Source organism: Coprobacillus sp. (assembly GCF_984815275.1).
The window spans coordinates 123,571-137,741 of record NZ_CFJNYH010000001.1 but is presented as its reverse complement, the minus strand read 5'-3'; the positions used below and the strand labels follow the sequence as shown (position 1 = coordinate 137,741).

The following is a 14,171-nucleotide window of genomic DNA, read 5'->3' as shown; positions in this document are numbered from 1 at the left end:
GTCCAACTCATTTCTGTACTTTTTCTTTCAGCATATTCATAAAGATTTCAATAGGTTTAGAAAATACCTGATATTTACGCCAAATAAATACCATGTTTTCTTCTATTGCTGGTGTAAGTGGTCGAAAACAGACATTATCCATTGCATCATCAAAACTCTGTTCAAAACATAAAGCATAAAGATGACTTTCTTTCACAAGCGAAGATAAAGCAAAAGGAAAATTATAAGTTCCAACAATATTTAATTTCCTTTGATTACCACCAACCCATCCAGCAATTTCATTTTTAACCAGTTCCTGTGAAGGACATAACAATGATACTTGACGTAGATCATCAGCAGTGATGTATTCAAGTTGAGAAAGTGGACTCTCTTGGGACATCAAAACACCCCAAGTATGAGAATGTGTTATTTTCAAATAATCATATTTCATAAAATCAACTGGTTCAATCACAATCCCAAAATCAAGTTCAGACTTTTCTATCTGAGATGAGATGTCTTCAGTGCTTCCATATTTAATATGGACTCTGACAAAGGGATGTTTCTCTTGCATGAGGGCAAGTGATTGAGCAATATGTTTTAAACCTATTTTTTCAGTACATCCAACATGAATATCTCCTGTCAGTAATTCTTCATTTGCTCTCACTTCTGCTTCAGCTCTTTCAACAATACTGATAATTTCTTCTGCACGTTTTTTGAGAATCATACCTTCATCAGTTAATGAGATTTGCCGATTTCCTCTTGTAAAAAGTTGTTTTCCAAGTTGCTCTTCTAATTCTTTCATTTGTCTTGAGAGAGTAGGTTGGGTCATATGTAAATATTCTGCTGCTTTAGATATATTTTTCTCTCTTGCTATTGTTAAGAAATATTGTAAAGTTCTGATTTCCATTTGCTTCACCTCTTTTTTTATTTTAACATCATAAGATGATTATTCAAACATGAAAATTTTATTTTTATTAAGAGAATAAAATATATTGACTCTTCCCTAACAGGAAGGTTTATGCTTAATATGATACAGTTTAGTATCAAAAATATTATGAATAAAGAGAGGAGTTTATTTATGTCTCATAAAGATTACATAACAATAAGAGGATTAACTCAAAACAATTTAAAAAATGTATCTCTAGAAATACCTAAAGAAAAGATCGTTGTTTTTACTGGTGTATCAGGATCGGGGAAATCAAGTATAGTCTTTGATACAATTGCAGCAGAGAGTCAGCGACAAATGAATGAAACATATTCTGCATTTATTAGGGGTAGATTACCAAAATATCAAAAACCAAAAGTAGATTTTATTGATCAACTGTCAGCTTCTGTGATTATTGATCAGGCACGTTTGGGCGGTAATGCTCGCTCAACAGTAGGGACAATCAGTGATATGTATTCGGCATTACGTTTGCTTTTTTCACGCATTGGAACACCTTATGTTGGAACAGCATCTTATTTTTCTTTTAATGACCCTAATGGAATGTGCCCAACTTGCTTTGGAATAGGTAAAGTTTTAGATATTGATATAGAACAAGTGATTCATTCAGATAAAAGTTTAAATGAAGATATGCTGGATATTCCTGCTTTTCATATAGGAAACTGGTATTGGAAACAATATACTGAAACTGGTTTATTTGATTTAGATAAAAAATGGAAAGATTATTCTCTTCCAGAACGAAATCTATTGCTTTATGGTGCATATGAAAAAGATGGCGAACGTGTTAATAAAAAACTAGAAGGGATTTATAATCATCTAAATCGTGTTCTTGTTAAGCGTGATTTATCTATGTCTAGTGATCAGACTCTCTCTCGCTTAAAAAAATTGGTGAAAGAACATGAATGTCCAGAATGTCATGGGAAACGCTTGAATTCATCATCTTTATCTTGTTGTATTCATGGATATAGTATTGCTGATATGTGTGAAATGGAATTTATTCATCTCCGTGAAGTTTTAAAGGAAATTCATGATCCACGTGGTGAAACAATTATTCAAACATTAGTCGCTACACTCACAAGAATGATTGATATTGGTTTACCTTATTTAAGTCTTAATCGAGAAACAACAACATTCTCTGGTGGTGAAGCACAACGATTAAAACTTGTCAGATACATGGGAAGTTCATTAACAGGATTGATTTATATTTTTGATGAACCAAGTACAGGAATGCATCCACGAGATGTCTATCGTATGACAAAACTGCTTCAAAGTTTACGCAATAAAGGAAATACTGTTTTGGTTGTAGAACATGATAAAGATGTCATTTCTATTGCAGATGAAATTATTGATGTTGGGCCACGAGCTGGACGATATGGTGGAGAAATCTTATATCAAGGAAGTTATCATCAACTTTTAGAATCTGATACATTAACAGGGAATGCAATGCGTGAACATATAGGAATCAAAGAACAACCAAGACCAGTGAGAACATTTCTACCAATTCGAAATGCTCAGTTGCATAATCTTAAGAATGTTTCAGTGAATGTTCCTGAAAATGTATTGTGTGTTGTGACAGGGGTTGCAGGGTCTGGTAAATCTAGTCTTTTTAGAGATGTTTTTGCTAAGCAATATGCTGAGCGTGTCATCATTGTTGATCAATCATCAGTGACAGCTACAAATCGATCTACACCTGTGTCTTTCTTAGGATTTTTTGATGATATCAGAAAACTCATGGCGCAAGAGAATCAAGTGTCTGCTTCACTGTTTTCATTTAATAGTAAAGGGGCATGTCCAGAATGTAAAGGTAAAGGAAAAGTAACTATAGAACTTGTTTTTATGGATCCAGTCACAACAACTTGTGAGGCATGCAATGGAAAACGTTATAGCGAGGAAGCTCTATCATATCAGTATCATGGAAAAAACATTATGGAAATTTTAAATCTGACTGTGGAAGAAGCATCAGAATTCTTCGCAGAACATAAGAAGATTGCAAAGAAAATCAATGCAATGATGGAAGTAGGATTATCTTATCTTTCGCTTGGTCAACCACTCTCAACTCTTTCTGGGGGGGAACTTCAAAGAATTAAGTTGGCCAAACACCTTGACCAAAAAGGAAATATCTATTTATTAGATGAACCAACAACAGGGTTACATGCTTCTGATGTTAAGAATATTATGAAACTTTTAGACCGCTTTGTTGTACAAGGGAATACAGTTATTGTTATTGAACATAATTTAGATGTGATGAAATTAGCAGATTACATTATTGATGTAGGACCAGATGGCGGTACAGCAGGCGGAGAAGTGGTTTTTACAGGTACACCACAAGAAATGATTGATACTGCTCAGACAATAACAGCAAAATATCTTAGAAAATCTTTGAGATAAAAGAGTCAATAAGTATAAAAGAGTGTATACTGAATAAAGTTCATTGATATATACTCTTTTTTCAATAAGATTATGTTTATGGTATTGCTAAATATCTATGCAGTTTAATCAATAAATTCTTTTGGAGAGTAGTTTAAATTATATTTATTTGTATCATCTCTTTATATTTGATTTAAAAGATTGTTATTTCACAATCGTTCAATTATTATTTATTATTTTAGGAATTAAATATAGTAAAGAAATATCTATAAAAGAATTTCTTATTTTTTGTAATGATGGATTCAAATCATTTGGTAGATAAAAGTTTGAGAAGGTGATATAATACCATAAATTATAGGGAGGATTTTTAATGAAGTATACATGTGCATATTGCCAAAAACACGCTTGTCATGATAAAAATTTAGAAAATGCACCAATTCATTGTCCATCATGTCATGAAAATCAAGAAGAAATACTGAGTCTATATCAAGAAGATGAAAATTATGCAATTGCTAATGTTTCTTCTCAGATAGTTATGGATAACTATGGGGAAAAGACAAGATTAAAGGAAATTATTGATTTTTGTAAGAAAATGGGTCATCAAAAACTTGGATTGGCATTTTGTGTTGGTTTATCAAAAGAAGCGCAAGTATTCAATCAGATATTAATAAAAAATGGATTTGATGTTGAATCGCTTATTTGTAAAATTGGAAGTGTTGATCGTCACATTATAGGAATTTATGATTGTGATGTAGCGATGTGTAATCCTATTGCTCAAGCAGAACTTTTTAATCAGCAAAAGACTGATTTTAATATTGTTTTAGGATTATGTGTAGGTCATGATACATTGTTTTTTAAATATTCTGAGGCTCCTGTAACAGTATTTGCTGTTAAGGATCGTGTTTTGGCGCATAATCCTTTAGGAGCTATTTATTTGGCAGACAGTTATTATGAAGATAAATTTTAAGAAAAATGAGTAAAATAATGAATTATAGAATACAGGAATTAGATGAGTTTTTTGTGGTTGGACAGGATATTGAATTAACGACATCACAAAGAAGAAATCTTCAAATCAGTACATCATTTTGGAGACAATTCAATATCAATTTAAAAACATTACATTTGTCACAATCTGGACATTGGATCAAATACGCATTCATGGAAAGACGACAAGGGAAATTATACTATTTTTGTGCAATTCCTCAAACTTCACATATCCCCATTGGATTTGTATCAAAGCATATAAGAGCTCATAAATATATGGTTGTTGAACATACTGGTCCAATAAATCAAATTTATCAAACTTATGGTCAGATATATGAAGATATTCTTCCTCAAAGTCAATATGTACCTATAAAAAATGAATTTATCCATTTTGAAAAATATGATTATCGATTCCACTGGAATAGAGATTCTTCAATTATTGAAATATGGATACCTATTCAAGATGAAAATATCAATAATATATTTGAATAAGAACGAACTCTATTTGAGTTTGTTTTTTTGTTTGAAAGAAAAAAGTATATATTCAAAGATATATACTCATACGAACTATTCAATTGAACTTATTGATGAATGATGAAACTCTTTCAAGAATTTCACATATTTGATAATCCAATCTGATTTCCACCAGTTTTTAGTTATAGCCCATTGTTCAGGATAATCATCCCATGACCATGTGATTGCCCAAGTTCCATCAGCTTCTTGAGTATCTAAAATAAATTCAGATTCAAATTGACATATCTTTTGATTTTGTTCATAAAAATCACTTGTTTTTGAACTTATAAAAAGGGATGGCTTACATACATATTCAATTGCCCATTTAGAAGTCTCATAAGTGATTATATGCTGAATTTGTTGTGTTAACAATGTCTTGAATTCTTCCATATCTAGAAGTTGTGTGAATTGACATTCTTGCATATATTCATAAAGTTCTACAAAACATGAAACAGTATGCATAGAATCTAATGGAAAATGATCTTGAAAATAACTGTATGCTTCTTGAACAAGTTGACAAGCGAGTTCATAGATATAACTTTCTTTATCAGCATATTTAAGAATAAATCCAATCAAACATGCTGTAGGGTTATATGAAAGGTCTTGTTGAGGCTCATATTCCCACCATGGAGCATGAGGGAAATCATTGTTACTGGTTACAGTGTTCGCCCATGTGTGTCCATTAAAATCTTTTCCAGATGCAAGATATTTAAGAATTCCTAGAACAATAGGATGATTTCTATCTTCTAACTGTATTTCTTTAATGATTTCTGTAGCTACCCATGTTTGAACTGGTGATGAATGAGGATTCCAACAATCAGGTTCTAGTGCATGAGCAAAGCCACCATCTTCATTTTGATATGTAGACAAGGCTTCTAAAACAGCTTCTTTTGAACCGTTTTCAAATAAATATTTCCACCTTGCCATATCAATAGGTCGTGCATTTTTATAAATAAAATCTCTTGCTTTTACATAATGCATATTTATAACCTCCATGAATTCATTATAACATCAAAACAATCTTTTACCATTTAAAATATTGATACCAAGTTCTTTTGCAACAGTCGTTTGTTTGAATGGATTAATCTTTTTAACAATATCATCTTGTTTAAAAAGTGATCCAGTATTTTTAAACCAAAATGTAACATTGGCTTTTACACATTGTTCACGAATATCAAGCACCCAATCATAATTGCATATACGAGCTTCTCGACTTGTTTCACCACCAACCGTGACATGTTCTACCCCATGAAGATAAGCAGTTAAATCAATTGGTCCTAAGAGCGGGGCACAAGCAATAAAACGTCTTTTTATAGGGTAGGATAAAAATAATGGAAGTCTATAATCAGCATTTTCTTGATTTTCAACAGTACAGCCAATATTTACATTTTCATATCCTTCACCCCAATCTGATGGTAGTGAGATAAGAAATCGATCAATTCTTTTTGTGAGAATTAAAAATTCTATATCTGGTCTTTGTTTGATGATGGCCCAAGCTTCTTGACGCCATTCATCGGCTTCAGGAAGAAAGAAGTCAGTTGCAAAACATGTTGCCAATATCTTATTTCCTTTTATATTGTACTCACCTTTTGCATTCATTCTTATAGGCCAATCAAATTGATCTGTCTTTGTGATGGTATTTTGACCATAACGTTTTGCATGTGGTCCATAGTAATAACAGTTTGTGCAACCATCACTTATTTGATAACATCCAGTCCATGGCTCCCAATTCATAACTTGTCTCCTTTTGATATTTCAAATTTTTATAAAGATAAGTATAACTTACTACACTCCTGATGCATCATTCAATTCAAATAAATTCCCTTCAGGATCTCTAAAATATGTACAACGCATACCCCATTCTTCAATAAATTGAGGTTCACCTATAAATGTGACACCAGCTTCTTTTAAACGTAAGTAATCTCCATCTAAGTCAAGGGTAGGAATAACTGCCACAAGCGTATCTGTTGGGGTATCACCATCTGGTTGTTTATAGCCTTGAAACATAGGCATTGCATCACCTAAAAATATAGCAAAGCATGGTGGTGTATCTGAGCTAACTGCAAATGAAGTATAAGGTCCATTTCTATCGCCCCAAACTGGAATTAAACCCATTTTTTGAGTATAAAATTCAAAGCACTCTCCATAATTTTTTCTAACAAGAATACGAACTGTTGTTTCATTAAATTTCATCTCTATAATCTCTCTTTCTATTTGTATGATAGCAATATTATAACTGAATAAATTCTTTTATTTATTGTAAAAATTGGACATATTATTTTAAATGTTTCAGATAAAATTATGACTTCATAAGAAATATTATGTTTTTAGAGATTGCATAATGAATCTATTTGTTCTGTTCAAATTACTATTCCTTAATCTTTATTCTCCATAAATGTCTTCTTGTTTTGACTGCATATTTCAATTCATATGATGATTCACCATTTTTCATTGCAGACATTATGTCTTGAATTTCTTTTTTTATATTCTCTTCATTATCATACCAACCTAAAACTGTTGTATGTTCACCCCAAAATGAATTGCCATCAACACCAAATAAAGCATATTTAGGTTCATTATCTTTAGTTTTAAACATATGTGATGATAATATTTTATAACAGTTCACAATAGACTTTCCATCATAAGAAGAAATGAGAATTCTTCCTGAACAATGATTATCTTGAGATGTATTATTATTGATAATCTCATCAGCCATTAAACTATCTAAAGAGACATTCAGTTGACTTGATAAGATTAATAATTTTTCTACTTCTGGATATCCTATACCTTGTTCCCATTTAGATACTGCTTGACGACTGACATTTAATAATTGAGCAAGTTCTTCCTGTGAAATACCTTTTTTCTTTCTCATTTGTTTGAGATTATCTGCGAATGCCATATTACATTCCTCCATTCTTATTTCTAACATAATTATAATGGAAAAGTATTTATTATTCTACCAACTTAAAATTGCATTTACGCAACTTGAAGTGATAGTGGAATCTTATATGACTATCTTCAGGAAATGAATAGACACTTAAGGTCTATTATGAAGAGATAATCATAATCTTTTTCATTTTATGAAATTATATATGCATTTTTTAATAAACAATGTATACTATGTATATGAAGATTCGTCAAGTGTTGATGAAAGGTGGTGAACTATGTATAAGTCAAAAGGATTAAAAAATATTAGTATTCAAAAAGTAAAAGATTATTTTATTGAAAACAAATATGCAACGAAAAATCAAATTGCTGAAGAGACACATCTATCACATGCAACAATTACCAATATTCTAAAGGAACTTTTAGAAAATCAATTTATTGTCAGAGTTGAAGATTGTGAATCAACAGGGGGCAGAAAAGCGAAGCAATATAAAATTTGTGGTTCATATATGGTATTTGGACTTATTGATTTAAGAGTGCAAAATCAAACGGTTTCTATAGAGTGTAGAATTGTTGATTTAGATTTTGTGATTATAGAAAATATGAAATGTCAGTTTGATACTTTGAATCTCAATGTTTTTACAAACTTGATCCAAGATATAAAAGAAAAACATCATATCCAATATCTAGGGATTTCGATACCTGCTATTGTGACAAATGGGAAAATTGAGAAATCTGATATAGAATCACTTGATGGTGTAGAATTACAAAAGCACATTGAAACAGTTTGTGGTATTCATACAATGATTGAAAATGATGTGAATACAGTTATGTTAGGTTACATACATACTCATGTGATAGAAAGTCAGTCAATTGCTTTTGTTTACCAACCTGATAATCATCATAGTGGGTGTGGTCTCTATATTAATGGTTCTCTTTTATATGGAGCAACACACTTTGCTGGTGAACTTGCTTATTTACCAAATGGAACATTAAAAGAACAAGAAGACATATTAAAAAAAGATCCATTATCATTATTAATCAAACAAGCTGCCAGTATTATTGCAATTATGAATCCTTCGTTAATGATTCTTTATACACCTTGTGTAGAAACGGAAATATTTAAAGCGACTATAAAAAAATATATACCTGTACAGCATTTACCAGAGTTCCAGTTTATTAACGAAATGGAAACATATATTTTTGAAGGATTAGCATCTCTATGTATAGAAAGTTCAAGATATAAAAGAAAGTAAAGAGGAGAAAAAAATGAAAAATTATATCGATTTACACATGCATTCAAAATATTCAGATGATGGTCAGTTTACACCATCAGAGTTGGTTCATCAATGCTTAGAAGCAGGAGTTGAGATTATGGCTATTGCAGATCACAATAGTGTCAAGGCAATTGATGAAGAAATCAAATGTTGTCAAGAAGTAGGTATCAAGTGTATACCAGCAGTAGAAATTGATTGTACATTTGAAGGGGTTAATTTACATGTTGTAGGATATGGCATGGATTATCATCAAGAAGAGATCAAGGCATTAGAAGAAAATGTTCTCAGACAAGAATTAAGTTGTTCAAATCAAAAATTAAAATTAACGAATGCTTTAGGTTTTGATTTAAAAAAAGAAGATTTAGATGCAGTAAGTGATAATGGTGTTTGGACTGGTGAAATGTTTGGAGAAGTCCTTTTAGCAAAAGAAGAATATAAAAACCATGAGTTGTTAAAACCATATCGTGAAGGTGGCAAAAGAAGTGATAATCCATATGTCAATTTCTATTGGGATTTCTATGCTCAAGGAAAACCTTGTTATACTGAAATTGTTTTTCCAACGCTCCAAGAAACAATTGATTTGGTTCATAAATATGGTGGTAAAACTGTATTAGCACATCCGGGTAATAACTTAAAAGATAAGTATGAATTATTTGATGAAATGGTCAAAATAGGAATTGATGGTGTTGAAGCATTTAGTAGTTATCATAGTCAAGAAGCCATTGATTATTTCTATAAGAAAGCGCAAGAATATGATTTGTTAGTGACTTGTGGTAGTGATTATCATGGCAAAACAAAACCCTCTATTCATTTAGGTGATTCAAAGTGTTCAATTGATCAATCTTTGATTGAAGAACAATTAAAAAATAATGGTTTATTATAAGGAGATAATGCGAATATGAGTGTAAAGGTCATTGCGGTAGATATGGATGGAACTTTTTTAACAAGTGATAATCAATATAATAAAGAGAAATTTATGAAGCAATATGAATATATGAAAGAAAATGATATTCATTTTGTTGTTGCAAGTGGGAATCAATATTACCAGCTTCGTTCTTTCTTTCCAGAAATTCAAAAAGAAATCACTTTTATTGCTGAAAATGGTGGGTATATTGTCGATCAAGATAAAGATATATTTGTGGCTCAATTAAAAGAGGAAGAATTAGAACAAGTTCTAGATGCAATTGAACAATATCCTGAAATCAAGAAAATTGTTTGTGGTCAAAAAAGTGCATACATTAATGAGTCTGTAGATGATGATTATTTTGATCGTTTAAATTTCTATTATCCAAGAATGAAACGAGTTGCTCATTTTAAAGATTTAAATGATTCTATTTTTAAAATCTTTTTAAGCTGCAATGAAGATAATTTTGATATGATCTTAAATGAAATGAAAGAAAAAATTGGACATATTATGACACCGGTAGACTGTGGTCATTTTGGGATTGATTTGATTATTCCAGGAATTAATAAAGCTCATGGCATTCAACTATTAATGGAGAGATGGAATATTGCTGATGAGGATGTAATGGCTTTTGGAGATAGCGGTAATGATCAGGAAATGCTTGAACAGGCAACATATAGCTTTGCTATGGCAAATGCTAAAGAATCAGTGAAAGCCATTTCTAAGTATACAATTTCATCAAATAATGATGGTGGCGTTTTAGAAGCTATTGATTGGCTTATCAATAAAGAGAAGATGTTTCAAGACTAATAAATATTAAATTTGACTTATGAGATTGAAAACTTATAAGTCTTTTTTATTGCATTAAATGTGTTAACATCAGTAACATATAAATTGGAAAATTAATAAAAATTTTCATCTTTCTTTTTATATTCATGAATAAGATCAATATCATTAGGGTGTTTTTTGATTTCTAAATCATTAACACTCATCACCAAAAGTAAGATAATATCACTTTTATAAAAAATTATTTTTATGGCGTAATTATAAAATAAGGAAAATCCCAGATACTATCAATATGATCCCAAAGTTTCTTAAACTTTGCTATTTCAGTTTTACGGTTATATATTAAACCTGATTGATCTTTACAATTTGCTAAATAATCGAGACTTTCAGCAAAATAGAAATAATCTTTATCATAACCGACAATAGGAACATAATGCGTAGCATGAGGATTATCATAAGGTTCTTCAATATGGATAAAAACAATCACAGGTGCACCTTTAGCAATTTCAGATTTAAGACCATCAATCGTACCATTCACAATATATTCTGCTTGATACCCTTGACTTTTAAAGAATTCAGTCACTCCATCTGGTCTGACTCCACCACCTGAGAGTTTACCAGGAAAAGTTTCAAATAGTTTTAAGCCTTCTGCTTCTTGGCCGTAGTAACGCAAAAGGTATGCAGATGAAAAAGCTGCACATTCTAAACCGGGTTGATAATCAAAATAATTGTTTGTCTTTACCATATATGAGTCTGGATAGTTTGATATTTGTGATGAATCTTCAGATTTTGTTTTTGGGAGAAGAAGCAAGCAGATAGAAACAATAAATATAATAATAGTACCTAGAATTGCCATTCTTTTCTTCATAGAATATCCTCCATATTATTTTCATCATTATTATAACATAAATCATTTAAAGATATGTTTTTTAGGATAAGCAGCAATAACATAATATGCATAGTATAAATGATTAATAAACCAAAAGGATATTTTTAATAAACAGAAACAAGTATATAAAAATATTTTTTAATTTATTAATTACAGTTATAATGAATTGAAATAAACTTTTAAAAAGATTTTAATTTAAGGATTTTTTAATAATTGATTCTTTATAATGAAGTTGGATAAAGGAGAAAAATTATGTTATTACAAATACTCAAAAAAGATATGATGAAAAGAAAAGGTGTCAATATGATCCTATTTCTCTTTATCACATTATCAACAGTGTTTTTAGCAAGTAGTATTAATAATATTATGATAGTGGGAACAGCAGTTGATTATTATATGAATTATGCTCATGTTCCAGATGTTAATATTGTTATGAATTCTAAAGAGGATCTTGATAAGATTAATAATTGGTTGGATCAAAAAAAGGTCAAGGGAGATATTGATGATTATCAGTATAATAATTTTCTTGAAATATCAGATAAATCAATCACTCTTAAGCAGGATAATCAAACATCAGCTTTTGATAACAAAGGTGCCAGTTTATTCTTGTCAACAGATAATGTTGATTATTGTAAGGTGTTTGATACAGATGGAGAAAAGATAGAACTTCATAATGGAGAAGTTGCTATTTCTGTATCTGTTCAAGAAAGAACTGATCTTCAAATTGGTGATCGTTTGATAATTAATCAAAATGGTGTGAAAAAAGAATTGATGATAAAAGCGATTGTCAAGGATGCTGCTTTTGGAAGTGAAATGGTTGGCATGAGTCGTTTTATGTTAAGTCAACAAGACTATGATGATTATGAAAAAGTGACATCTCAGCTTGGTTTATATTATATCAATTCAGATTTAGGTTCAAAGATTGCAGATCAAATGAATGATGAAGGTTTTAAAGGTATCATGAATACAATTACAGTGGATACGTATAGAATGGTTTATTCTTTTGATATGGTTATGGCTGGATTGCTTATACTCATAGGTATTTGTCTTATTTTAATTGCATTACTTGTGTTGAGATTTACATTGGTGTTCTCATTAGAAGAACAATATCAGGAAATAGGAATATTAAAGGCAATTGGTTTACGTAATTATGCAATCAAAAAATTATATTTGATTAAATATCTTGCGATTGTTACAGTTGGCGCTATAATTGGTGCCTGTATCAGTGTGCCAGTTAGTCAAATAATGATTGATGGAGTTAACAAAAATATGATCATGGCTAATAGTGAATTAAATATTAGTATTAATATTTTATGTGCTTTGTTCATTATTGGATTGGTATTATCTTTCTGTTATTTCTGTACAAGAAAGCTGAATAAAGTTTCAGCCATTACAGCTATTCGTGGGGGTTATACTGGAGAACGATTTCATAGTGGAAGAGGATTGCGTTTATCACGATCTTTGCGTTTATCAGTTCCTCTTTATCTTGGTCTCAATGATATTATGAGTCATATTACTCGCTATGTTGTTTTGATTATTACTTTTTGTATCAGTTTTATTTTAATTACAATTCCATTGAATACAATAAATACAATGAATAGTCCTGAGATGGTTAAAAAGTTTAATCTTGATCCTGATACATCTGTTTGTGTCCGTAAAATAGAAGAAGGTCAAACTGATAAATATAATAATTCTCAAAAGCTTATGAATGGTATCAAAAGAATCCAACAAGAGATGAAAGATAAAGGTTATAATGCTCAGATGACAGCAATACCCATCTATTTTATAACTTATGAAACAAAAGATAAGAATACAAAAAGTAATATCATGTCTCTTCAATATTTAGGAAAAGAACGAACTTATTCAGAATATAGTGATGGAAAAGCACCAGAATTAGAAAATGAGATTGCTTTTTCAAAAGCAATTATGAAAGAAAATTCATGGGTTATTGGTGACTATGTGAGTGCTACAATTAATGGTGAAAAGAAAGATTTTGTGATTACTGCAACATATAGTGATTATATGCAATTAGGAAAAAGTGCCCGATTAAATCCATTAGTGAACTGTGAAAAAGAAATGATGTTTGATTATTGGGCTATTATGGTTGATCTGGATATGGATGAATCACAGAGTGAAGTCGCTGAAATAATGCAAAAAGAATTTCCAGATTATAAATGGGGAACAGTTCAGGAAATTGTGAATCAAAATGTTGGTGGCATTCAAGATATATTAGCACAGTTCTTACTACCAATGACTGGGCTCTTATGTGCGGTTATTATGTTGATTACATTACTGATGGAAAAATTATTTATTACACGTGAAAAAGGTGAAATTGCAATGATGAAGAGTATTGGCTTCACGCAAGCAACAATTAGAAACTGGCAGTTAATGCGTATGATTTTTGTTGTATTGGCTTCAATGGTGATATCTATTCCATTGTCATTATTAAGTAATCAATTTGTATTGAAACCAATCTTTGCGATTATGGGGGCTGATGTTGCTATACAAGTGAATCCTTTAGAAGCTTATTTGATATATCCTGGTGTCTTGCTTATTGGAATTATAATAGCAACTGCCATTGCGACTCGTGGTGTGAGAAAAATTAATATTCGTGAAATGAATAATTTAGAATAGGAGAAGAAT

At 30.7% G+C, this 14,171-nt stretch carries 13 protein-coding genes; 7 read left to right on the top strand and 6 right to left on the bottom strand.

Going from position 1 to position 14,171, the window contains the following annotated elements:
• Positions 1 to 7: 7 nt before the first annotated feature.
• Positions 8 to 886 carry a LysR family transcriptional regulator gene (locus tag AC5M21_RS00720; protein WP_008788705.1) on the bottom strand — a complete coding sequence of 293 codons (879 nt, stop codon included), beginning with the start codon at positions 884 to 886 and terminating at the stop codon, positions 8 to 10.
• A gap of 171 nt (positions 887 to 1,057) precedes the next feature.
• Here AC5M21_RS00720 and AC5M21_RS00715 point away from each other — a divergent pair, with 171 nt between their 5' ends.
• From AC5M21_RS00715 to AC5M21_RS00705, 3 genes are all read left to right on the top strand, one after another.
• On the top strand, positions 1,058 to 3,310 hold the full coding sequence (locus AC5M21_RS00715; RefSeq protein WP_493531466.1) for an ATP-binding cassette domain-containing protein: 2,253 nt from the start codon (positions 1,058 to 1,060) through the stop codon (positions 3,308 to 3,310).
• Positions 3,311 to 3,659: 349 nt separating this feature from the next.
• Complete coding sequence (locus AC5M21_RS00710; protein ID WP_008788707.1) at positions 3,660 to 4,256, top strand: DUF1847 domain-containing protein; 597 nt, start codon at positions 3,660 to 3,662, stop codon at positions 4,254 to 4,256.
• Positions 4,257 to 4,273: 17 nt separating this feature from the next.
• Positions 4,274 to 4,765: a GyrI-like domain-containing protein gene (locus AC5M21_RS00705; protein ID WP_008788708.1), complete on the top strand. Its 492-nt coding sequence runs from the start codon at positions 4,274 to 4,276 to the stop codon at positions 4,763 to 4,765.
• 75 nt (positions 4,766 to 4,840) lie between these two features.
• On the opposite strand, the gene AC5M21_RS00700 is transcribed toward AC5M21_RS00705, so the two are convergent.
• From AC5M21_RS00700 to AC5M21_RS00685, 4 genes are all read right to left on the bottom strand, one after another.
• A complete protein-coding gene (locus AC5M21_RS00700; RefSeq protein ID WP_017144233.1) occupies positions 4,841 to 5,767 on the bottom strand; it encodes a hypothetical protein in 927 nt (308 codons plus the stop codon).
• 30 nt (positions 5,768 to 5,797) lie between these two features.
• A complete protein-coding gene (locus AC5M21_RS00695; protein WP_008788710.1) occupies positions 5,798 to 6,520 on the bottom strand; it encodes a DUF5131 family protein in 723 nt (240 codons plus the stop codon).
• A 51-nt stretch (positions 6,521 to 6,571) separates the two neighbouring features.
• Complete coding sequence (locus tag AC5M21_RS00690; protein WP_008788711.1) at positions 6,572 to 6,979, bottom strand: VOC family protein; 408 nt, start codon at positions 6,977 to 6,979, stop codon at positions 6,572 to 6,574.
• 175 nt (positions 6,980 to 7,154) lie between these two features.
• A complete protein-coding gene (locus AC5M21_RS00685) occupies positions 7,155 to 7,685 on the bottom strand; it encodes a helix-turn-helix domain-containing protein (protein ID WP_008788712.1) in 531 nt (176 codons plus the stop codon).
• 265 nt (positions 7,686 to 7,950) lie between these two features.
• On the opposite strand from AC5M21_RS00685, the gene AC5M21_RS00680 reads away from it, so the two are divergent.
• The 3 genes from AC5M21_RS00680 to AC5M21_RS00670 are packed head-to-tail and all read left to right on the top strand — an operon-like array spanning position 7,951 to position 10,663.
• Entirely contained in the window at positions 7,951 to 8,928 is a 978-nt protein-coding gene (locus AC5M21_RS00680; protein WP_008788713.1) for an ROK family transcriptional regulator, read from the top strand.
• 13 nt (positions 8,929 to 8,941) lie between these two features.
• Entirely contained in the window at positions 8,942 to 9,832 is an 891-nt protein-coding gene (locus tag AC5M21_RS00675) for a PHP domain-containing protein (RefSeq protein ID WP_008788714.1), read from the top strand.
• A 15-nt stretch (positions 9,833 to 9,847) separates the two neighbouring features.
• Positions 9,848 to 10,663: a Cof-type HAD-IIB family hydrolase gene (locus AC5M21_RS00670; RefSeq protein WP_008788715.1), complete on the top strand. Its 816-nt coding sequence runs from the start codon at positions 9,848 to 9,850 to the stop codon at positions 10,661 to 10,663.
• A gap of 223 nt (positions 10,664 to 10,886) precedes the next feature.
• Here AC5M21_RS00670 and AC5M21_RS00665 read toward each other — a convergent pair whose 3' ends face one another.
• Positions 10,887 to 11,507, bottom strand: a complete 621-nt coding sequence (locus AC5M21_RS00665; protein WP_017144234.1) for a C39 family peptidase — start codon at positions 11,505 to 11,507, stop codon at positions 10,887 to 10,889.
• Between the two features lie 273 nt (positions 11,508 to 11,780).
• On the opposite strand from AC5M21_RS00665, the gene AC5M21_RS00660 reads away from it, so the two are divergent.
• Positions 11,781 to 14,162 (top strand): FtsX-like permease family protein, encoded by a 2,382-nt coding sequence (locus AC5M21_RS00660; protein WP_008788717.1) that lies wholly within the window; start codon positions 11,781 to 11,783, stop codon positions 14,160 to 14,162.
• The last annotated feature ends 9 nt before the right edge of the window (positions 14,163 to 14,171 follow it).